15 protein-coding genes are annotated in these 21,377 nt (G+C 72.8%); 6 read left to right on the forward strand and 9 right to left on the reverse strand.

What is annotated here, in order from left to right; genetic code table 11:
• Nucleotides 1-2: 2 nt before the first annotated feature.
• The 6 genes from ACFYO8_RS00980 to ACFYO8_RS01005 are packed head-to-tail and all read right to left on the reverse strand — an operon-like array spanning nucleotide 3 to nucleotide 7,868.
• The gene (locus ACFYO8_RS00980; protein ID WP_354864240.1) at nucleotides 3-2,117 is read right to left on the reverse strand and encodes an alpha-glucuronidase; all 2,115 of its coding nucleotides are present in this window, start codon (nucleotides 2,115-2,117) and stop codon (nucleotides 3-5) included.
• On the reverse strand, nucleotides 2,114-2,803 hold the full coding sequence (locus ACFYO8_RS00985; protein WP_354864238.1) for a hypothetical protein: 690 nt from the start codon (nucleotides 2,801-2,803) through the stop codon (nucleotides 2,114-2,116). Before ACFYO8_RS00985 ends, ACFYO8_RS00980 begins: the two co-directional genes overlap by 4 nt.
• Nucleotides 2,800-4,326 carry a xylan 1,4-beta-xylosidase gene (locus ACFYO8_RS00990; RefSeq protein ID WP_354864236.1) on the reverse strand — a complete coding sequence of 509 codons (1,527 nt, stop codon included), beginning with the start codon at nucleotides 4,324-4,326 and terminating at the stop codon, nucleotides 2,800-2,802. The genes ACFYO8_RS00985 and ACFYO8_RS00990 overlap by 4 nt, the downstream gene beginning before the upstream one ends.
• Before the next feature lie 6 nt (nucleotides 4,327-4,332).
• Nucleotides 4,333-5,976: an extracellular solute-binding protein gene (locus ACFYO8_RS00995; RefSeq protein ID WP_354864234.1), complete on the reverse strand. Its 1,644-nt coding sequence runs from the start codon at nucleotides 5,974-5,976 to the stop codon at nucleotides 4,333-4,335.
• A gap of 39 nt (nucleotides 5,977-6,015) precedes the next feature.
• On the reverse strand, nucleotides 6,016-6,942 hold the full coding sequence (locus tag ACFYO8_RS01000) for a carbohydrate ABC transporter permease (protein ID WP_354864232.1): 927 nt from the start codon (nucleotides 6,940-6,942) through the stop codon (nucleotides 6,016-6,018).
• On the reverse strand, nucleotides 6,939-7,868 hold the full coding sequence (locus ACFYO8_RS01005; RefSeq protein ID WP_355047390.1) for an ABC transporter permease subunit: 930 nt from the start codon (nucleotides 7,866-7,868) through the stop codon (nucleotides 6,939-6,941). The genes ACFYO8_RS01000 and ACFYO8_RS01005 overlap by 4 nt, the downstream gene beginning before the upstream one ends.
• Before the next feature lie 67 nt (nucleotides 7,869-7,935).
• Here ACFYO8_RS01005 and ACFYO8_RS01010 point away from each other — a divergent pair, with 67 nt between their 5' ends.
• Both ACFYO8_RS01010 and ACFYO8_RS01015 read left to right on the forward strand, forming a co-directional pair.
• Nucleotides 7,936-8,964, forward strand: a complete 1,029-nt coding sequence (locus ACFYO8_RS01010; RefSeq protein ID WP_354864228.1) for an acetylxylan esterase — start codon at nucleotides 7,936-7,938, stop codon at nucleotides 8,962-8,964.
• Nucleotides 8,965-9,035: 71 nt separating this feature from the next.
• Complete coding sequence (locus tag ACFYO8_RS01015; RefSeq protein WP_354864226.1) at nucleotides 9,036-10,076, forward strand: DUF4034 domain-containing protein; 1,041 nt, start codon at nucleotides 9,036-9,038, stop codon at nucleotides 10,074-10,076.
• 56 nt (nucleotides 10,077-10,132) lie between these two features.
• Here ACFYO8_RS01015 and ACFYO8_RS01020 read toward each other — a convergent pair whose 3' ends face one another.
• The gene (locus ACFYO8_RS01020; protein WP_354864224.1) at nucleotides 10,133-12,175 is read right to left on the reverse strand and encodes a caspase family protein; all 2,043 of its coding nucleotides are present in this window, start codon (nucleotides 12,173-12,175) and stop codon (nucleotides 10,133-10,135) included.
• Between the two features lie 447 nt (nucleotides 12,176-12,622).
• On the opposite strand from ACFYO8_RS01020, the gene ACFYO8_RS01025 reads away from it, so the two are divergent.
• Nucleotides 12,623-13,678, forward strand: coding sequence for a hypothetical protein (locus ACFYO8_RS01025; protein WP_387256617.1), 1,056 nt, complete (start codon nucleotides 12,623-12,625; stop codon nucleotides 13,676-13,678).
• Nucleotides 13,679-13,718: 40 nt separating this feature from the next.
• Here the strand turns inward: ACFYO8_RS01025 and ACFYO8_RS01030 are convergent, their stop codons facing one another.
• Nucleotides 13,719-16,088, reverse strand: coding sequence for a CHAT domain-containing protein (locus ACFYO8_RS01030; protein WP_387256618.1), 2,370 nt, complete (start codon nucleotides 16,086-16,088; stop codon nucleotides 13,719-13,721).
• A gap of 93 nt (nucleotides 16,089-16,181) precedes the next feature.
• Complete coding sequence (locus ACFYO8_RS01035; RefSeq protein WP_357708429.1) at nucleotides 16,182-17,141, reverse strand: hypothetical protein; 960 nt, start codon at nucleotides 17,139-17,141, stop codon at nucleotides 16,182-16,184.
• 58 nt (nucleotides 17,142-17,199) lie between these two features.
• On the opposite strand from ACFYO8_RS01035, the gene ACFYO8_RS01040 reads away from it, so the two are divergent.
• From ACFYO8_RS01040 to ACFYO8_RS01050, 3 genes are all read left to right on the forward strand, one after another.
• Entirely contained in the window at nucleotides 17,200-17,793 is a 594-nt protein-coding gene (locus ACFYO8_RS01040; protein WP_387256619.1) for a hypothetical protein, read from the forward strand.
• The gene (locus tag ACFYO8_RS01045) at nucleotides 17,793-20,060 is read left to right on the forward strand and encodes a CHAT domain-containing protein (protein ID WP_387256620.1); all 2,268 of its coding nucleotides are present in this window, start codon (nucleotides 17,793-17,795) and stop codon (nucleotides 20,058-20,060) included. The genes ACFYO8_RS01040 and ACFYO8_RS01045 overlap by 1 nt, the downstream gene beginning before the upstream one ends.
• A gap of 183 nt (nucleotides 20,061-20,243) precedes the next feature.
• Entirely contained in the window at nucleotides 20,244-21,251 is a 1,008-nt protein-coding gene (locus ACFYO8_RS01050) for a hypothetical protein (RefSeq protein WP_355047392.1), read from the forward strand.
• Nucleotides 21,252-21,377 lie beyond the last annotated feature (126 nt).

Consider the following 21,377-nt stretch of genomic DNA (forward strand, 5'->3'; position numbering starts at 1 on the left):
GCTCAGTAGATGCGGCGGCCGTGCGCGTCCGGCACCCCGGACTTGCGGAAGAAGTAGGTGTTGATCTGGTCCCGCCACTCGACGGCGCTGCGGAACTGTTCGTCGAGGCGCTCGGCCACCCGGTCGTGGACGGCCGGGTCGACCGCCCCGGCGAGGAGCCGCCACCGCTCCCGCATCGCCGCCACCTCCTCGACCCCGGCGAAGTGCGTGTCGTAGATGTGCTGGATGACGGTACGGCCATCCTGCAGCACATGCCGGTACGGGACGTGATGGAAGAACAACAGCAGTTCGTCGGGGCAGCGCTCGCGTGACTCGTACACCTCCGACCACGGCGGCGGGTACTGGCCGGTGAAGCCGGTCCCGGTCGCCCGGGTCCGGTCCACCCCGACGCCGTCGCGGTCGGCGAAGTGGTAGGTGCCCCACGGGGTGTACTCGTAGCCGTCCACGTCGGGACCGTAGTGGTGGCCGGGCCGCACCATGAAGCCGACGCCGAGCGGGGCGGTGTAGCGCTCGTAGGTGCGCCAGGAGTCGTCCATGATCGCGTGCATCGTCCGCCGCACCGGATCCGGATCGCCGGCGGTGACCGGCACCCAGGTCAGGTCGATCCACTCGTCGAGGATCGCAGCGGGATCCAGCCGCGGATCCCAGGCGAGCCGGCCGAAGGCGTACAGGTTCGCCTGGGCCAGCGGGTGCCCGGTCCAGAACGGGTCGTCGCCCACGTTGGCCACGGCGGCCAGACCGCCACCGCCGGTGCCCGCCCGGCCGGCCGCCACGTCGGCGATCGTGCCGCCGGCCGCGCCCCGGGGCCGGAACCCCAGCACCTCGCTCCACCAGGGTCCGAGGTAGCAGACGTGCCGCTGCTGGCCGGTGTACTCCTGCGTCGCCTGCACCTCCACCGCCAGCCGGGTGGCCGGCATCGCGGCGAGCACCGGGGACACCGGTTCGCGTGCCTGGAAGTCGATCGGGCCGAACTTCACCTGGACGATCACGTTGTCGGCGAACCGCCCGTCCAGCGGCGCGAAGTGGTCGTGGGCGGCCCGGGCGCGGTCGGTCGACCGGTCCCGCCAGTCCTGGCGGTGGTCGTAGACGAACGCCCGCCAGCGCACCACGCCGCCGTGCGGGGCGAGCGCCCCGGCGAGCAGGTTCGCGCCGTCGGCGTGGTCGCGCCCGTACGCGAACGGGCCGGGCCGGCCCTCGGAGTCGGCCTTCACCAGATAGCCGCCGAAGTCGGGGATCCGCTGGTAGACCCGCCGGGTGGCGGCGGCCCACCAGGCCCGTACCCGCTCGTCCAGCGGATCGGCGGTGGGCAGGCCGCCGAGGACCACCGGGGCGGCGAAGGTCACCGACAGGTGCACCCGGATGCCGTACGGGCGGAGCACCTCGGCGATCTCCGCGACGTCGCCGAGCCGGTCGGTCAGCAGTCGCGCCTCGGTGTCGTGCACGTTGACGTTGTTCACGCAGATCGCGTTGACGCCGCAGGCGGCGAGCAGGCGTCCGTAGTCCCGCAGCCGGGCGGGCTCGTGCCGGGCGGCGCCGTCGCGCCAGAACAGGGAGCCGCCGGCGTAGCCCCGCTCGACCTGACCCGACACCGGGTGTACGGCCACGTTGTCCCAGTGGTCGAGCATCCGCCGGTCCAGCGCCGGCCGGTGCCGCCGCGCCGGAAGGTCGTCGTCGAAGGCCGCCGGGCCCAGCCGGACCACGTGGAACATCCCGTACAGCAGGCCGGCCGGCGCGTCGGCCAGGACCACTGTCACGCCGCTCACCCGCGCCAGCAGGTACCCCTCGTCGCCGAGGGAGCCGTCGCCCGTGCCGTTCACCGCCGGTGTCGCACCGAGCCGGATCGCCTCCGCCGCCGCGTTCGGCACCGGACCGGCCTCGCGCAGGGCCAGCACCAGGTCCGCGTCGACCTGCCACGGTGGACCGTGCCAGAGCCGTCCGCCGTACCGGGCGCAGGCCCGGCTCACCTCGTCGATGACGGTGTCGACCAGGAGCCCGTCGCCGTGCACCAGCACCCCGCGGGAGCCGAGTTCGCGGAACACCGCGGGGGGTAGCCAGGCGGCGTGCCAGGCCGACTCGCCGGCGTCGGCCGCAGCCCGGCCGGTGACCGGAACGCTCATGCGGTGAACTCCGCCCGGATGTCATCGATCATGGGGTCGCCGATCCGCAGCAGCGCCAGCACCAGGAGCGCGGCCAGCAGGGCGAGTACCGCCTCGGAGAACACCGCGGTGACGGCGGCGCCGGCGGCCAGCAGCACGACGTTGCCGACTGTGACGCCGGGCTTGCGCGTCACGTAGTAGAGGGCGAGCCGGAGCACGTCGCGGGTGCGGAAGGCGAACAGTGAGACGATCACCAGCGCGTTGACCCCGACCAGGATCACCCCCGCGCCGATCACCACCAGCGGCACGGCCCACCAGCGGGGGAGGGCGGCGGCGGGCAGGTTCGCCAGGTTGACCGCGATGACGGCCAGCCACAGCAGCGTCGGCGCCCAGACGCGCAGCACGCCCGGCAGGTTGGCCCGGTAGGCCCGGCGGAACGTGACGGCGGGCCGGAGATCGGTCAGGTCCGGGCGTTGGTGGCGCAGCGTGTGCAGCGCGGCCGAGACCGCCGGACCGACCGGCAGCGCGGCGGCGGCGACCAGCGGGAGGTTGCTGCTGTCGCGGTCGAGCAGCACGAGCACGGCCAGGCCGGGCAGCATGCTCACCAGGAGGAGCAGTTCGACCACGAGCAGGGTGTGGACCGCCGCGGCGGCCCGCGACAGCGGCCCGTCGCCGAACTCCCGCGGCCCGCCGGTCGCGCCGCTCACCGTGGGTCCCCGGGCGGGTCGAGCAACCGGTCGTCGTCCCACCACGGCGGGGTCTCGTCCACCACCGGAGTCAGCTCGGCGAGGGTCACCTCGTGCCGGGTGAGGACGAGGTCGAGGTCGGCCCGGCCGGCCGCGACCCGCAGGGCCCGATGGGTACGGGCCGGCTCGGCGGCCTCCCGCAACGCGTCGAGCTGCCGGGGCCGGGGCGAGTGCGGGCTGCCCATCTCCCGCCAGGCCGCCCAGGCGTTGCCGGCGTCCTCGCTCACCGACGAGCGGAGCAGGAACGCCGACACGGTGCCCGGCGGGCCGACCGGAACCGACAGCGACAGGGTGTGCCGCTCGGGCGCCGGCTCCCGGCCGGTGACGTCCACCGGGGCCCAGGCCAGCACCGCGACCCGGCCGTCGGGGTGCCGGGTGACGAGGTGGTCCGGTCCGCGCGCGAGCACCTCGTCGCCGAGCCGGGCCATGAACGCGTACAGGTGGTAGGTGGGTTTCTTGACCTGCCGGTGGGTGAGCAGGCCGAAGCCGCCGTGCAGCAGCGCGGTGGGCACCCCCTCCTCCTCGAACACGTCGCTGAAGGTCCAGTAGGAGAAGGAGTCGACCAGGTCCCCGCCGCCGGCCAGCACCGGAGCGAGGTAGGCGGCGTGGAAGGCCGTGTCGTGGATCGGGTTGTCCGGCCGGTAGGAGGAGTTGAACTCGGTGATGTGCACCGGGAGGTCGGCCAGCGCGGTGCCGGCCAGGTGCCGGCGGGGCGCGGCGAACTGCTCCAGCAGTTCCGCGGCCGGGGCGAGGGTCTGCCGGGTGCCGAACGGCAGGTGCCGCGCCGGGCCGGAGGTGTAGGCGTGCCGGCTGACGAAGTCGACGGGCACGTCGCGGTCGGTGACGAACTCGGCGAAGGGCTTCAGCCACTCGTCGGCCCCGGGGGAGAGGGCCGGGCCGCCGACCTGGAGCGCCGCGTCGACCTCCTTCACGGCGTGCGCCGACACCTCGTACAGGCGGTGGTAGGCGTCCTGGTCGGCGCCCGCCCAGAACGCCGTCAGGTTGGGTTCGTTCCACACCTCGATCGGCCAGCCACGCACCTCGTCGAGGCCGTACCGGCCGACCAGGTGGGCCACCGTGGCGCGGACCAGGTCACCCCATTCGGTGTACGACTCCGGAGGCGTCACGTTGCCCCGCCACCAGAACACCGTCTGGTCGCCGGAGGCGAGCGCCGAGGGCATGAACCCCAGCTCCACGAAGGGCCGGATGCCCATGCCGAGGTAGGCGTCGACGACCTGGTCGACGTAGGTGAAGGCGTGCCGCACCCGGCGCTCGCCCTGGTAGGTGTAGGGGCGGTGCACGCCGGCGCCGTCGCTGAGCAGCCCGTGCCCGCGGATGTGCCGGAAGCCGATGTCCCGCTGCACCAGGGCGAGCGAGTCCTGGTAGTCGCGTCGCAGGGCCAGGTCGAACCGGCCGGTGCCGACGCAGGTACGCCAGGCGTCGGTCAGCCGGCCGGTGGGTCGATCGGGAACGGTTTCGCGCATCGCCGGTCAGCCGTGGTTCTTGCGGTACCGCTCGTACGCCTTGTTGACCAGGTCGGTGTAGGCCTGCGCGTTCTTGCCCCTCAGCTCCGAGACGTAGGCGTCCCACTCGCTCAGCGGCCGCTGGCCGAGGGCGAACTTCAGCGTGTTCTGGGTGACGTGGTCCTTCAGCGCGGTCGCCCACAGTGTCGTCTGCTCGCGTTCTTCGTCGTTGAGCGGCGCGGGTGGCGGGGTCACCCAGGGCGCGGGCTTGCGGGCGTTCATCTCCTTCTGGAACTCCAGCTCCTCGGGCGAGAAGAACGACTGCACCAGGTCGAGCTTGCCGCCGTAGGCGAAGACGCCGTTGTAGAAGCCGAAGTCCTTCTGGAGGTGCTTGCTGCCCTTGGGGTTGAGGCCGACGACGTTGACGTCCGGGGCGAGGGTGCGCTTGCCGGAGGCGTCAGTGGCGTACGTGGTGCCCTCGACGCCCCACTTGGCGAACTCCTGGCCGGCGTCGGAATACCAGAGCCAGTCGATGAACTGCATCATGGCCACGAAGTTCTTGCCGTCCCGGGCCTTGCTGGAGATCATCACGCCGTTCTCCAGCCGGCTCGCCGGGTTGACCGGCCCGGCCGGCCCAACCGGGAAGAGGATCTTGCCGAGCCGGGCGTTCGGGTTGATCTTCGCGATGTCCGGGCGGTAGTCGTTCACCAGGGTCTGCGCGTTCGTGCTGATCACGAAGGACTTGCCGCTGGCGAGCTTCTGCCGGGCCTGGTCGTCGGTCTGGGTGAACGTCTCCGGGTCGAGCAACCCTTCGGCGACCAGCTTGTGGAGGTACTCCACCACCTGCCGGTAGCCGTCCGAGGCGCCGGTGAAGACGTACTTCCCGGCCCCGGCGTCCCAGCTCGTCGCCTGGTAGTTCCAGCCGGCGCCGGGTAGGCCGTGCGCGAGGGCCAGCATGTTCAGCAGGTTGCCGGCCGGGTTGGGCTTGCCGAACCGGTCGGAGAACGGGATGACGTCCGGGTGGGCCGCCTTCATCGCCTTGAGCATGGCGTACACCTCGTCCCAGGTGGTCGGGGACGGGATCTTCAACTGCTCCAGCACGTCGGTGCGGACCGCGAGGGTGTAGTCCTGCCAGGGCTTCTCGTGCAGTCCGGGCAGCAGGTAGAACTTGCCGTCCTCCTGCCGGAGCGTGTCCATCTCCGGCTGGAGGTTCCACCGCTCGATCTTGTCCTTGAAGTGCGGCATCAGGTCGAGGTAGTCGCTGACCGGCAGGATGGCGCCGGAGGAGACGTACGAGCTCTCCTGCGGGTGGTAGGTCTTCGGGATGATCAGCGGGGCGTCGCCCGAGCCGACCAGCACGCTGCGCTTCTGCTCGTAGTCGCTCAGCGGCACGGCGACCGGGTCCAGCTTGACGTTCGTCCGCCGGGCCAGCTCGGCCCAGAACAGCCACTCGGGCTTGAGCGGGTAGTTCGGGTGGTTGTTGTAGAGGATCGAGAACGTGACCGGTTCGGTGGCCTTGAACTGGTCCCCGAGGCCGTACTTCTCCATCGCGCCCGCACGGTTGCGGTCGAGGTCCTTCTTGTCGGGGGTGTCGTCGCCGCAACCCGCCAGGGAGACGACGGCGGCCGCGCCGCTGGCGAGCAGCAGTTGGCGCCGGGACAGCTTGGCCATGGATTCTTCCTTCCGGTGGTGGAGGTGGTGCGGGGGCGGCTATCCCTTCACGGCGCCGAGCATGATTCCGGAGACGAAATAGCGCTGGATGAACGGATAGACCGCGAGGATCGGCAGGATCGTCAGCACGATGGTCACGGACTGGATGGTGGCGGCGGACTGGACGACGTCGCCGGCGCTGCCGAGGCCGCCGCCGGTCTGCGTGGCGTCGGTCGCGCCCGCGATGAGGTTGCGCAGGTAGACGGTCACCGGGAGCAGGTCCTGACGGTCCATGTAGAGGAACGCGGCGAACCAGGAGTTCCAAAACGAGACGGCGTAGAACAGCACCATCGTGGCGACCATCGCCTTGGACAGCGGCAGCACGATCCGCAGCAGCGTGCCGTACGTGTTCAGCCCGTCGACGGCGGCAGCCTCCTCCAGCTCGACCGGCAGGCTCTCGAAGAACGCCTTCATCACCAGCAGGTTGAACACGTTTATGGCGTTGGGCAGGGCGATCGCCCACACGGAGTTCTTCAGCCCCAGGCTGGTGACCAGGACGTAGTTGGGGATCAGGCCGCCGGTGAAGAACATGGTGAACACGGCGATCCCGACCAGCGCGGTCCGGCCCCGCAGGTGCCTCTTCGACAGCACGTAGGCGTAGCAGGTGGTCAGCACGACGGAGATGAGCGTGGCGACCGCCGTGTAGAAGACGGTGTTGCGGTAGCTGACCCAGAACGCCGGGTCGGACGTCACCACCCGGTACGCGGTGAGGTTGAACCCCCGCGGCACGAGGTTCACCTCACCCGCGACGATGTACGCGTTGTCGCTGAGCGAGCGGGCCACGATGGTGAGGAACGGGTAGAGGGTCACCACCACGACGGCGGTCAGCACGACGGCGTTTACCGCCTGGAAGACCCGGTAGCCCCGGGTGGGCCGGGGGCCACGCGGCCGGACCGCCGGTGCCCCGGTGCGGGCGCGCGTGCTCACCACAGGCTCGTCCCCACCGTGCGCCGGGAGATCGCGTTCGCCGACAGCACCAGCGTCAGCCCGATCACGGACTCGAACAGGCCGATCGCGGCGGCGTAGCTGAGGTTTCCGGAGACGATGCCCACCCGGTACAGGTAGGTCGAGATCACGTCCGCAGTCGGGTAGGTGAGCGGGTTGTACAGCAGCAGGATCTTCTCGAAGCCGACGGCCATGAAGGTGCCGATGTTGAGGATCAGCAGGGTCACCATCGTCGGCCGGATCCCCGGCAGCGTCACGTGCCAGGTCTGTCGCCACCTGTTGGCGCCGTCGATGCGCGCCGCCTCGTACAGGTCGCCGTCGACAGTGGTGAGCGCGGCGAGGTAGAGGATGGTGCCCCAGCCGACGGTCTGCCAGACCTCGGAGGAGACGTAGATCGTCCGGAACCAGCCGGCCTGCTGCATGAACGGGACCGGCTCGCCACCCACGGCGCGCAGCATCTGGTTCACCGTGCCGTCCACCGACAGCAGCTGGAGGACCATGGCGGCCACGATCACGATCGACAGGAAGTGCGGCAGGTAGGACACCGACTGCACGAACCGCTTGAGGGCGCGGTTGCGCACCTCGTTGAGCAGCAGTGCGAGCACGATCGGCAGCGGGAAGCAGAACACCAGGGTCAGCGCGCCCAGCACGAGCGTGTTCGTGAACACGCTCCAGAAGGTGGGGTCGGTGAAGAACAGCCGGAAGTACCGCAGCCCGGTCCAGTACTCGCCGAAGAGGCTGCCGCCCGGCTGGAAGCGCCGGAACGCGATCACGTTGCCGAGCATCGGCAGGTAGCGGAACGTCAGGAAGAACAGCAGCGGCAGGACGGCCAGCGAGTAGAGCTGCCAGTCCCGGCGCAGGGCTCGCCGCCAGGGCGTACGGCGACCGCGCGGGGTCGGTGATGCCAAGCTCATCCTCCCGCCTGAACGTCGACCGGAACTTTCCGGTAATGCGCCGTAAGCCTTTCGGAAATTTATGGGTATCGTTATCGGGGTGTCAAGAGCATCGATCGATATCTCCCTCGACCAGCTCCGTCGCTATACGCCGGACGTTGTCGAACCCGCCGACTTCGACCGGTTCTGGTGCGGCACCCTCACCGCCGCCAGGGCCACCCCGGTGCTCGTTGACGTCCGGCCCGAACCCACCGGCCTGCGGCTGGTCGACGTGTGGGACGTGACGTTCGCCGGCTTCGCCGGTGAACCGGTCCGGGCCTGGTACACCCGCCCCGCGGGCGCACCCACGCCGCTGCCGGCCGTGGTGGAGTACCCCGGCTACGGACGCGGCCGGGGTCTGCCGGGGGAGCGGCTCACCTGGCCGGTGGCCGGCTACGCCCACCTGCTGGTGGACAACCGGGGGCAGGCCGGACTCTTCGGCCACGGCGACACCCCGGACCCGCACGACGCCCCCGGTGGGCCCAGCCCTGTCACGCGGGGGATCCTGGCCCCGGACGACTACCACTACCGCCGTCTGATCACCGACGCGGTGCGCGCGATCGACGCCGTCCGCGCCCTGCCGGGTGTGGACCCGGAGCGCGTCGCCGCGGTGGGCAACAGCCAGGGTGGCGGACTCGCGCTCGCGGCGGCAGGCCTCGTCGACGGCCTCGCCGCGCTCCTGGTCACCGCCCCGTTCCTGTGCGACATCCAGCGCGCCATCGAACTCACCGAGGCGTCCCCCTACGGCGAGATCGCCGGTTACCTGGCGGTGCACCGCGACGCCGAGGAGCCGGTCCGGCGCACGCTGTCCTACGTCGACGGGGTGACCTTCGCCCGGCGGGCCACCGCCCCGGCACACTTCGGGATCGGCCTGCGCGACGACGTCTGCCCACCGAGCACCGGCTTCGCCGCCTACAACCAGTACGCCGCCGCCGGCGGATCGGCCGCGCCGCTACGGGAGATGCACACGTACCCGTTCAACGGGCACGAGGGCGGCGAGGCCGTCCACGTGCGGCGGCAGTTGCGCTGGCTCGACGCGGTGATCCGCGCCGCCGGGACGGCAGACGGCTGACGGGCTCACCGGCTGGCGGTCCGGCTCGCCGGGGCTGCCGGCGGGCCCGCCGGCATCTACCATCCCTGATCATGATCTCGACCGTGTGGCGGCTGCTCACCCGCCAGATCGACCCCAACCTGGCGCAGGACGACGCCGTGCTGCGCGAGGCGTGCACGCAGGCGCGGTACGGCTCCGACATCGGGCCGGCCCGGAAGGCTCTGGCCGCCACGCGGGATGACTACGACCGCCGGGCACGGTACGTCCGTGTGCTGGCCGAATCGACAGCCGGCGGGCTCGGATCCCGGATCGACCGTACGACCGGCCGGGTCGACACCGCCGCCGCCTGGACCGATCGCTGGGCGTCGCGCGCGCCCGCCGATCCGGATGCCCAGCTCGTACGTGCTCGTTCCCTGATGGCCCGTGCGTGGGAGGTGCGCGGCGGCGACTGGGCGGCCTCCGTACGTCCGGAGCAGTGGGCCGAGTTCAACCGCCTGCTGGACCTGGCCCGGCAGGTGAACGACCTCGCGATGCGGCTCGCGCCCGACGATCCCACACCGTGGGCGCACCGGCTGCGCCTCATGATCGACGAGAGCGCGCCACTGGAGGACGTCGAGGAGACGTGGCGTGAGCTGACCAAGCGGGATCCCTGGCATCAGGACGGCCACGTCCTGCGGCTGACCTACCACTGCAGGAAGTGGAGCGGCTCGCACGAGGCGATGTTCCGCTTCGCCCGATCGGTCGCCGCCGCGGCGCCGACGGGCTCGCCGCTGCTCGTGCTGCCGGTGCGCGCCGCCGCGGAGTGGGCGCTGTGGGAGCAGGATCGCGAACCCGAAGGCGGCACCGCCGACGAGATCAGCGAGCGGTGGCAACAGGATCCGGTCATGCGGTCCGATCTCGACGACGCGCTGTCCCGGTGGTTCCACCAGCCGGCCACCCGGCACGCCGACTGGCTCGACGACGCGAACTTCCTGGCGTACGGGCTGGCGCGCACCGGCCGCGACGCCGAGGCCGCGCCGGTGTTCGCGTCGATCGGCCGGTACGCGACGGGCGTTCCGTGGTCCTGGTGGGGCCGCGGGCGCGGCGACGCCGCCTTCGTCCACGCCCGTCGCCGCGCCCGCCGCGCTGCCTGACCGCCTGCGACCGGGTCCCCTCGTCGGTCCCGGTCTCGGCCCAGGTTGTCCACCGCTCACGAGATCTCCGGCACCCGCGTGCGTACCGTCAGGACGCTGCTCGCCCAGTCCGGTGCCGCGGCCGGCGGGCGAACCGCCTCGCGATGAAGGGCGGTCATCCCCAGTTGGTCGAGGATGCCGGTGAACGACCCCGAGCGGCTCGGGCTCCTCTCGACGGCCCTTTGGGTGCCCAGCGCGCCGAGGTGGAACGACGTGGCCGGGAACTCCTCCTCCGAGACGAGCAACTGCAGGTAGTCGCGCGTTTCGGCACCGGGCTCGACGGCGCGGTCCTCGGGCAGTTGGAAGGCGACCAGGCCGCCGTCGAAGGCCACACCGCAGTTCCGGGGCGCGATGATCCGGCCGGGGAACAGGTGCGGGTGGACGGCGTGCCGGTCGGTCAGGTCGAGCAGGACGCAGTAGAGCGGCCGATCGCTGGTGTTCCGGAGTCGGATGAAGACCATCGGTGGCACCCACCCGTCGCCGGCGCGGGCGTACGTCAACAGAACGGCGCCGTCGTCGCCGGGCTTGGCCGGCGCCCGGTCCCGCGGTGCGCTGATCTCGCCCGGTTCCGCCACCACGACCTCGATCTTGACCGCACCGGCGAGCCGGGAGACCCGGTTGGCCAGGTTCCGGATGGTGCGCCAGCGGGCGATGTGCTCCAGCCGAGCCACGGCCGTGTGCACGTCGGCGCGGGTCAGGTCGTCCGTCAGTGGCCCGCCGTCGAACGAGTGAACGCGGATGCGGCAGCCGTCGGTGGAGACCCGCAGGTCGGGTGTCTTCTCCGGGTCGTCGAGCGGGACCAGTCGCAGGTGCGGTGAGGGGGACCCGTCGGGCCCCGCGCTCCGCAACGCGTCGATGACGGCGCGGGCGGTTTCCGGGTCGTCCCGGCTCGTCCCCCCGACCGCCACCGTGACCGCGGGCATCGGCACCCGGGACAGCACCACGTCGTACTGGCGGCCGGTGTCGGGTGTCCAGCCGAGGGGTTCGACGACGCTGAGCTCGGTCCGTACCCGGGTCACTCGCGCTTCGCGTACGGGGCTCTCGAGGTGTACGGCGACCCGGACGTCCTCGCCGGCCGCAGCCTCGATCCCGTGGATCGACCCGGCGTTGATCTCCCAGCTGCCACGCTTGTACCGCATGACGAGCGCGCTCGCCGGCGCCCGGGACACACCACCGAGGAAGGGCTGGTCGACGATGTCGTGGTCAGCGGGGTACAACGTCGGCACCTGACGGTCCCTGGCGTTCTCGACGGCGCACCGGGCGGCGACCATCAGTTCGCGGTAGGTGGCCCCGGGCCCCAACCGCTCGATGGCGTCGAGCAGGCCGAGGGTGAAGATGCCGTTGCGTCGGTTCCACGGCCCGGTCTCGTACGCCTGCTGGTCGTCGCGGCACGCCGTGAGCGCCACGTGGTCGGCGTCGGCCTGGTCCGGGCCGACGTCTCGGTTGCCGCCGAGGGCGGCATCGTTGGTGGCGCCGACGAGTTCCGGTAGCAGCGACTCCAGCGCAGGCGGCCGCGGGGCGGGCTCGGCCCAGCGAGGGGCGACCGGCGCGATCCGGATCACCTCGTCCGTCTGCGGGTCGGCGCCGGGACCGGTCCTGGTGGCGCCGGCCGAGTGGCAGCTGTCGAGGACGACGGCGACGTGCGCGCCGCGGGCCGCGACCTCCGATATCAGCACCCGGAGTTCGCAGTCGAGAAGATCGGGCGTTTCGGTCCCGTCGGCCCGGCTGTCGTGGCACACGAGGGTCTGGCACCAGCCGCTGGGTTCCCGGTGCCACAGCTCCGGCGGCAGCCGCGAGAGCGAGCCGTGCCCGCTGAACCAGAACAGGGCGGTGTCGCCGGGACCTGCCTGGCCGAGGTGTTCGCGGAATGCCGAGACGACCGCCGCTCGGGTCGCCTGCTCGTTGAGCAGCGTCAGGGGGCGCGTCTCGGAGCCCGATCCGAACCGGGCGTCGAGGAGCTGTTCCACCCGCCCGACGTCGTTGAGGCACCCGAAGAGCCGGCTCAGGTCGGGTGTCCGATACGAGTTGATGCCGACCAGCAGCGCGTACAGCGACGACACGGAGTTCCCGCCCTTTCCTCGATCCGGCGAGCGATTCGTCGGAGGTGACACAGGTATCTGACGGACCGTCCGCCTCGATGACCGCCGACGATCTCGCTGCACAGAACCGCCACTGGCGCAAGACCCCAGATCGGGGACAGGAGGACGTCGGAGGGGGACTGGTCGGGTTGGTTCACCGCTCACCGCCGGATGACGCACCGGCGGCGCGGGCCGGCCCCGCCGTCACGTCCGACCGATGTGGAGGATCCACTGAAGAGACTGAATGTGGCTCCTCGGGTTCAGCGGTGCGGCCGCGCTGTCGCGTGGCGCCCTGTAGCGGGGGCAGGCTGTGTCCGTCCGATCCCGCCGGTCCTGGCGCGATCGGAGACCATCCCTGACGAATCTGCTCTGGAAGGAGCCGCAGTGGGTGCTTCGGCAGCGCAGTCCCGACAACGGGACTCAGCCCGGATGCCCGTCGTTCGCCGGGCTCCCGCGCCCGGCGAGACGCGGCAGGCCGTCGATCGCGGCGTGCCGGCGTTGACGGAGCTGGCCCGCGAGGGCACCCTCGCCGCCGCTGCGGCGACCGCAGAGGGCCCGGAGCGTCGAGCGATCGTCCGGGCGGCGTACGACCTCGTCTGGCCGATCGTGTTCGCCCGCGTGACACGCCGGTTCGAGCGCCGTCGGGGCCATGCCGCCTGCTCCGTCTCCGTCCTACGGCTCGCCGACGAATGCCTCGACCGGTTCCACGACGACGTCGAGGCGGTGGTGGAGGACCTGTTGACCCACGCCGACCGGCCGATCCACAACCTGGAGGGGTGGATCGCCGGCCGCCTCAACGCGGCGACGGTGGACGGCCACCGCCGGCGACGCGGGCGCCGGGGTGCGCTGCAACGTCCCCGGATACCCGGGTGGCTGGCCGACGAACTGGGCCGGGACCGATGGCTCACGGCGCTGGCCACGGAACTGCTCGGCTGGGTGGGGGTCCCGGTGACGGCCGGGAACGACGTGTGGCCACTGGAGGCGTGGGCACAACGCCGTGCCGAGGTGACCGGCGACTGGCCGGGCAGCGAACCGCCGGTCGTCGCGCGGGAGGTGGAGCGGGTCCTGGCCGCCATGCGCAGGCGCAGCGGCTGGTACGAGAAGTACGTCGAACGTCCGCTCGGGCACAAGGAGCCTCCGGTGGCCCCGGCGCCGCCCGAGGACGGATTCGTCGCACCGCTTGCGCCGGCCGGCCTGGACGCGCGGGTCGACGCGGAGCTGACCCGGCTCGCCGCCCGCGCCGTCGAGGCGATCGAGGAACGGATCGGGCGGGGCGAGCCCGCGGCCGAGACGGTGGTCGACGTCCTCGCGACCGTCTTCGGGCGGGCGAGCGCGGTAACCGATGTCGAGCAACCGCCGCATGCCGGTACGGACCCGGGCGAAACGGTGCTGGGTGCGCTGAGTGGGCGTGTCGACGTGGACCGGATAGCGGCCGCCGCGCTGGAGATCGTCGGCGCGAAGAGGTCCGGCCCGGTCGCCGGCTGAGGCAGTCGCCCGTCGGATGTGGCCGGAGGGCGCTCGTCGCCTACCGGCCGTGGTGGCTGACCCCGGCCCACGCGGCGACCTCGGCGCACCCCGCCTCGCCCGCCTCCGTGCGTAGGTGGTCGGGCATCGGCTGCGGCGCCGTGCGGCCGCCGTCGAGCATCCACAACTGGGCGCGGCGCAGCGCGTCCGCCGGAGGCAGCCCTTCCCGCCGAAAGTGCGAGGTCATGTAGGCGAGCAGCGGCGCCGAGGAGCCCGGCCCCGGCCATCCGGCGGCGAACACGGTACGGGCGCCGCCGACCAGGTACGCCGTCGCCGGCGCGAACGCCTGGTCCTCGGCCCCTGCGGCCTCGGTCCCGCCGGGGCGGGGCGGGAGCGTGACGACGTCCGCCCCGGCGGGTCGCGTCAGGATCGCGTGCGGCGCCAGGCCGGCGTCGCCGGTCAGCTCGGCGCCGGACGCCACCGGCCTCCGCCAGGCCAGCTCGCACAGCAGCCGGCCGGAGACGATGTACGAGAGGGCGGCCTCCTGCACGGCGTACCGGCCGTCCGGGGCGCGGGCGGCCTGCCACGGCACCGTGGACAGCGGCCCGGGCGCGACGAGGGTCAGCCGCGCCGGGCGGTCCGGACCCGGGACGTGGCCCAGGGCGTGCAGCAACGGGCCCACGGCCACCCGCCACGCCCATTCGCCCATCTGAGCGGAGAACGGCTCGGCAGCCGGCGGGACGGTCAGCGCCGGCAGCGCAAGCGAGAAGGGCGCTTCCCCGCGCGGCACGACGACGGCGAGGCCGCCACCGCTGGCGTCCTGGGGTAGCAGATGGACGAGCGCGTCCCGGCCCAGCGAGGTCAGTGCGGCGCGGATCTCGTCGAAGCTCGTCGTGCCGATCAGGCGGCCGACGGCAGGTGTCGCGGAGTACGTCAGCGCGGCGGCGGCCCGCGTGGCACGTCGCGCTCCGGCGACGTCCAGGACGCCGTCGCCGGCCGTCCAGTCCGCGGCGAGGCCGGGTTCACCGGCCGCGGTCAGCAGTTCCGGAACGGTGGCGACCGCTGTCGCCGCGTACAGGAGCATGTCGCGCCCCGCCTCCAACGCCGTCCCGGCCGCCTCGACGTCGTCCTGGGCCAGGCACCAGCGCGCCACCTCCGCAGCCGTCGTCGCCCCGTCCCGCGCGATCGTGACGGCGCCTTCCGTACCGCTGCCCAGCAGCACCTGGTAGGCGTACCCGGACAGTCCGCGCAGCCCCACGTCGCAGGCGGCGCGTGCGCCACCGGCGTCGAGGTGCGCGTGCGCCAGGGCGTGTGCGGCCGGTGCGAAGACGGGGTGGCCCGGCTGGGCCGCCTCCCGTACCGCGGCGGTGAGCTGGTCGACCGCCTCGGCGAGCGCGGCGGTGTCGCGGCCGGCGCGGTGGGCCAGTGTGAGGGCGTGGCCGAGCGCCATCCGTACGGCGGGCAGTCGCGGGTCGTCCGGGGCGGCGGCCCGGACGGCGCCGGCCAGGTCGTCGACGCCCCGGCGTAGCAGGTCAAGGTCCTGGCCGGCCTGCGCCTGCGCGACGAGCCGGGAGCCGCTGGTGATCAGCCGAGCCACGTCGTCGGCGGGCGTGGCGGCGTCGTCGGAGGCCGGGGGCGGGCCGGCGGCGATCGTCGAGAGCAGGCCGTCGAGCTGAGTCTTGTTCTGCTCGATGTGCTCCCGGAGGTCGGCCACGCCCGGATCGTCGGCGGGCATGCGGTCGAGTCCTTCGCGCATGCGCCGGAGCGCCTCCTCCGCCGACCGGAGGTCCTGCCGTTGCGCCGCGTCGACCAGCCGGGCCGAGACCTCCAGCAGTTCGCCGGTCGACGCGTGCTGCCCGTGCTTCCACAGCTCCCTGCGGGTCGACCGGGCCTGCTCGAGCAGATCTTCCACGGCGGCCCGATCGTCGGGGTCGGCGATCTGCGACGCCAGCGCCGCCTTCATGAGCGGCAGCACCGCGGCGTAGGGGCTGTCGTCCGGAACGCTGATCGACGAGAGCCGCGCCAGCGTGCCCGCGAGGTCATGGGCGGGTCCCCCGCGCAGGACGCCGGCCAGATCGGTCATGACGCCCAGCATGGCCCGGTCACCGGGACTGGCCGGGTCGTCCTCGGCCTCGTCGAGAATCCGCTGGAGCGGCCCGACGTCCCCGGGTGCACCGACGGCGGCCTCCTTGGCTCGCTGGGCGGCCAGCACCCGCGCCACCTGGGCGCGGTCGGCGGGACTGCCGCCGGCCGCGGCGAAGTCCGCCTCGGCGCGCGCGAGTGTCTCCGGCCGGCGGTCGTGCTGATGGAGACGGGCGTACGCCATGGCGCGGGCGAGCAGGTCCCCCGAATCGGTGAAATGGTCGATGGCGTCGGGGAGGTCGTCGATCGACATGTTGACGATCACGTTCAACAGGTGTTCGCCGTCCAACTCCGGTACCCGGCCTTCCGGTGCGTCGCCCGCTCGGCCCGCGACAGAACCGGGCCACACCCGTCCCTGACGGACAGCGGGACGCCGCCGGGGTCACGGCTGCGCGAACCGCCACCCCACGCCGTAACCGCGCCCCTGTCGCAGCCGCCGGAACTCCGCCACGACGTCACCCGCGCCGTCCACGCTGAGCCGGTCGTGCCGGCGGTCCGGATCGTCGAGCAGCCCTTGCGGCAGCCCGTCGATCCGCCACAGCGCGGCGGGCTCGCGACCGGCGAAGCGGACCCGCACCAGTCCGTAGTCGCAGGGATCCAGCGGAGTGATCACGTACCGGTCCCGGATCCGCTGCCCGGGCGCCACCCGGAAGTGCATGCACAGCTTGTGGTTCCGGTCGGCGCTCAGCGTCTCGGGCAGGGCGAGCCGGACCTCGAAGTGGCGGTTGCCGTTGCCCCGCCGGACGCTGCGGATGCGTGCGCCGTAGAGCACGTCGATGACGAGGTCGGCGCCGTCCGAGCTGTCGGTGTCCGGGCGGGGCAGGTCGAGCCGGACGACGATCTCGTCGAGATCCCGGGTGGCGACGATGGTCCGGACCTCGTACAGCTCCGGCGTCGGGGTGTCGAGCCGGAGCAGCGCCTCCAGCGACCGGACCCGCCACCCGGAGTCGAGATCCCCCGCGAGGCGCGTCGCCCACTCGGCCTCCGCCGCCGCGGCCAGCAACTCGGTCACCTGCTCCGAACGGCGCCGGGCGGTCCGCAACTCGTATCTCTGCTCCCGGCCCAGCTGAGCCTGCCGGGTGGTCAGGTCGGCGTAGGCGTGCTCCGCGTCGATGGCGTAGGTCAGCTCGACCACACGGACCAGGTCCGCCGGCAGGTCCCGGGCCAGGGAGAGCAACGTCTGCCCGACCCGTTCGCGCACCACCCGGTCGGGGTCGGTCGGCGTGGTCCCGCTCAGCTCGTGCAGCCGTGGCCCGACGAGCCGGCCGAGGGAGGCGCTCAGCAGGCCCCGCCGCCGGCGGAGGTCAACGAGTTCCCGGTGGAGCTCGTCCTGAAGGGACACGGCCGCCTCCCCGGTCCGTCAGTAGTCGGCAACCGGAACCGTACTCTGTGGGGTCACGTTGGCTCAGGTACCCGATGAGGCGCTGCGTACGCTTGCCGACTCGGCATCGGCAGCGATGAAGCTGGTCGGCGAGGCGGGCAGCGGGCCGTGGCGCTTCACCCGCTGCTGGCTGCGTCTGGTCGCGTTCGACCAGCACGGCCGGCGGCCGGCCGACCTGTCGGCGGCTCTCGCCGACTTCGACGAGCTTCCCGAGGACCTACCGGGGCGGTGCAAGCTCGCGCAGATCCTGGTAAACGCCATCCTCCGTTCGGGACACTTCACCGCACACCTCGAACGAGCGGTCGCATTGGGTGAGATCGCCGCCGCCGACCCGCACCCCCTGCCGGAGGCGGAGCTGGACGCGGCGGTCGTGCGGTCCACCGCCCTGGCGCAGGCGGTGGCGGAGAGCGCGCCAGGGGTCACTCCTCGAGGAGCGCTTGCCGAGGTGGAGCGGCTGGCCCGGGTCGTGGGCGATCGGCAGCCGTACGCGCAGATGGTGGACAACGCGCGCGTCGCTCTCGGCTTGTGGTCCGCGGGCTGGAGGGTGATCCGGCGAGTATCACGCGGTCCTCAGCGGACTCCGAACGCGCGCTCCAGGTCATGGCCGGCCTGATGTCCGGCAACCCACGGGGGACGGCGCGCGTTGCGGCGCTCAAGAGCCTTCTCGAGGTCGACGCGGCGTTGGTCCGCGGCGACCTGCCGGCCGTGTGGACGGCCCTGGACCGCGCGGAGGAGGTCGCGTCGTCGTTGCCCGCCGACGATTCGGTACGAAGCGCGCTGCGTGCCATCCGGATCCAGGTCGACCCGTTCCGGGAGACGGCGAATCCCGCCCCGGCCGGCGCACCGCCGGGGAGCGATCCGGCCGATCCGGAGCTGCGCGCGCGGCTCGCCACGTTGCGAGCGCTCGCCGAGCAGCCCGGGCAGCCGCGGCACGAACGCGCGATGCACCTGCATGCGCTGGGGGTGGCGGAGTTGACTCACGGGATGGACAGCAGGAGCCTGCTGGACGCCGCGATCAGCGATCTTCGCGCGGCACTGGAACTGGTGTCGGGTGATGACCCGCAGCGGGTGCGGTATCTGGCCAGCCTCGGCAGCGCGCACCTGCGCCGAGCCGAGAAGCTGGCACGCCGCGCGGACCTCGTCGAGGCCATCCGGCTGCTGGAACAGGGACGCGAACTGGCCGGTTCTAACCAGCACCAGCAGTGGACGCAGTTGTCCAACCCGCTGGCGCACGCGTACCGGATGGCCGGCGACAAGCGGCGGGGCCGGGAGGTCGCGCTCGCCGGGCTGCGCGGGCACGCCTGGAACGTGTTGCTGACGACCCGCATCAGTGACGCCGACGCGGCCGCGCGGAACGCCGCGGGCGACGCGCTCGATGTCGCGAGGTGGTGCCTCACCGACGACGACCCGGGATCCGCGGCGCTGGCGCTGGACGCCTGTCGCGCGCTGATCCTCTACGCCGCCACCGAGACCCGTGACCTCGGCGCGCGCCTGACCGGTGCCGGCCGGGCCGACCTCGCCGCACGCTGGCGCGACGCCGTCGCCGAGACCGAGCCCGAGCTCGTGCCGGGCGAGCTGCGCCGGGAGGTCATCGCGGCACTGGCCGGGATCGCCATCACCGAGGACGGCACGACGACTGTCGCGCCCGACGCCGCCGCGACGCGGCTGCTCGCCCCGCCCGACCTCAACGAGATGCGAGCGGCGCTGACCGCACTGGGCGCCGACATGCTCGTCTATCTGATGCCGGGCGACGAGAGGTCGGGCGCGGTGGTGATGGTGCCACGCGCGGAGCCGCCGAGTTGGTTCCCGCTGGCGACGCTGAGCAAGCAGGGCACGGCAGGCTTCGACGCGTTCCTCACCGCGACCACGGCCGACAGCCGCGCCTCCCGGGTGGCGGTGGCCGGATCATGGTCCGAGGCCGCCGGGGCGGCGCGCAAGACCCTCGACGACGTCTGCGACTGGGCGTGGACAGCCGCGATCGGTCCGCTGTTGGAACGCTGCCCGCAATCGGCGGACGGACGTGCGCCGCGCCTCGTGCTGATCCCGATGGGCGAGCTGGCCCGCATTCCCTGGCACGCCGCCCGCCAGGTGACGGACGGGGGAGTGCGGTACGCGATCGAGGACGCGGTGTTCTCGTACGCGCCGTCGGCGCGTCTGCTGTGCGACCTGGCCTGGCGTGCCCCGGTGCCGCTGTCCGACTCCGGCCTGGTGGTGGGCGACCCGGACACGGCGGGCGCCGCCGCGGACCTGCCGGCGGCCCGGGCCGAGGCGCTGGCGGTGCGGGAGCGGTTCTATCCGCGCGCCCGGTACGTCGGCCGTACCCCGGACGGAGTCGCCGCCGACGGTGGGGTGGGCACCCGGGCCGATCTGCTCGGGTGGCTCGCCGACGAGCACGCCGGCACCATGCTGCACCTGGCCTGCCACGGCGTGGTACGCCCGGGCCGCACCGGGGCCGACACGTCCTACCTCCTGCTGGCCGGTGGGGAGCGGATGTCGGCCGAGGAGGTCGTCCGGTTCGCCCCGGCCCGTTCCATCGCCCTGGCGGTGCTCGCCGCGTGCGGCAGCGGCGTCTGCGGCCGCGCCGACGACGAGGCGTTCAGCCTGAGCACCACGCTGCTCGCGAACACCGCCAGCGCTGTCGTGGGTGCCCAGTGGAGCGTGCCGGACGCCGCCACGTCGGTGCTGATGTACATGTTCCACCATTACCTGCGTCGCGAGGATTTCGCGCCGGCCGATGCCCTTCGCGCGGCCCAACGGTGGATGATCTCCGACGCGCGGCAGGTGCCCACCGAGATGCCCGACGTGCTGCGCGCGGCGCTCGGCCGCACCACTACGGCCGATCCGGTCGGCTGGGCCGCGTTCGTCCACTTCGGGCGCTGAGATCGACGGCTGGCCACCAACTGGCCACAGAGTCGGCCGGGCGATGACCGGCGGACGACCGGCGGCGAACCCACGATTGATCTGTCAATCGTGGGGTGAGCTGCCCTGACCGGCCGGCGGCCAGCGCACCGCCGGGGTCTCCGCACGCTCCACGCCGGTAGTCACCGCATCGGAAGGAGCGCTGTGACGAGTTCGCACCCCGCCGCCGCAGACGCCGAGGCCGCCCACGTCCGTCTCCTGGCCGGGCGCGGTCAGTTGGCGGCCGTGGCGCGGGCCGCCTCGCCGGCAGAGCGTCGGCGGCTGACCGCCGGAGCGTGGGCGATGGCCTGGCCGCTGGTCTTCTCCCGCGTCACCCGGCCGGTCGAACACCGTCGCGGCCACTTCGTCTGCGCGGTGGCCATGCCGCAGTTGGCCGACGAGTGCCTCGACGGTTTCCACGACGACGTGGAGGCGGTCGTGGAGGATCTCCTGGCGCATGCGGTGACGCCGATACGCAGCGTGGAGGCATGGATGACGCGGCGGTTGACCGCTGTCACGGTCGACGCGCACCGACGGCGCCGAGGGCGGAGGGGAGCGCTGCAACGTCCGCGCGTCCCCGGCTGGCTGGCCGACGCGCTTGACTACGACGCCTGGCTGATGGAACTCGCTGTCGAGATTCTCAACTGGGTGGGTGTCACCGCCACCGCCGGTGCCGATGTCTGGCCGCTGCAGAGCTGGGCGGCGCGGCGTGTCGCCGTGACGGGCGACTGGGTGGGGAGCGACCCGGCGGCGGTCGTGCGCGAGGTCGAGGAGGTGCTCGCGGCGATGCGGCGCCGCCCGACCTGGTTCGCCAGGTACGTCGAGCGACCGATGGGCGCCAAGCCGGCCCCGGTGGCGGCGACGCCGGTGGGCGAGACCGCGGACCATACCTCGACCAGCGGCGAGATCGACGAGGCGAGGCTGCGATCGCTCGCCGCGGCCGTCATCGACGCCCTCGACGAGGCGCTGGGCCGGGGAGTGGATCCGAACGAGGCCGTCGTACGGGTCGTCACCGCGGTGTTCGGGGAGGGCACCGGGGGAGACGAACTGGACCGCGTGCCGGGCTCGGCGCCCGCCTTCGACGAGCGGATCTCAGCGAGACTCGCCGACCCCGCCGTCGTCGCCCGGGTGGTCGCGGCCGTCCAGCAGATCGTCTGTGGCACCGAGCGATGACTCCAGGGCCCGGCGGCGCTCGTCCAGGTCCGCGGCCAGCGCTCCGGCCGGGACACCGTCGGCCGCGGCGGCGCGCAGGGCAGCGCGAAGCTCCTCCTCCACGAGGCGTTGGAGCTTCGCGCTCTG

This window comes from Micromonospora sp. NPDC005257, from assembly GCF_042872445.1.
Taxonomy (GTDB): Bacteria; Actinomycetota; Actinomycetes; order Mycobacteriales; family Micromonosporaceae; genus Micromonospora.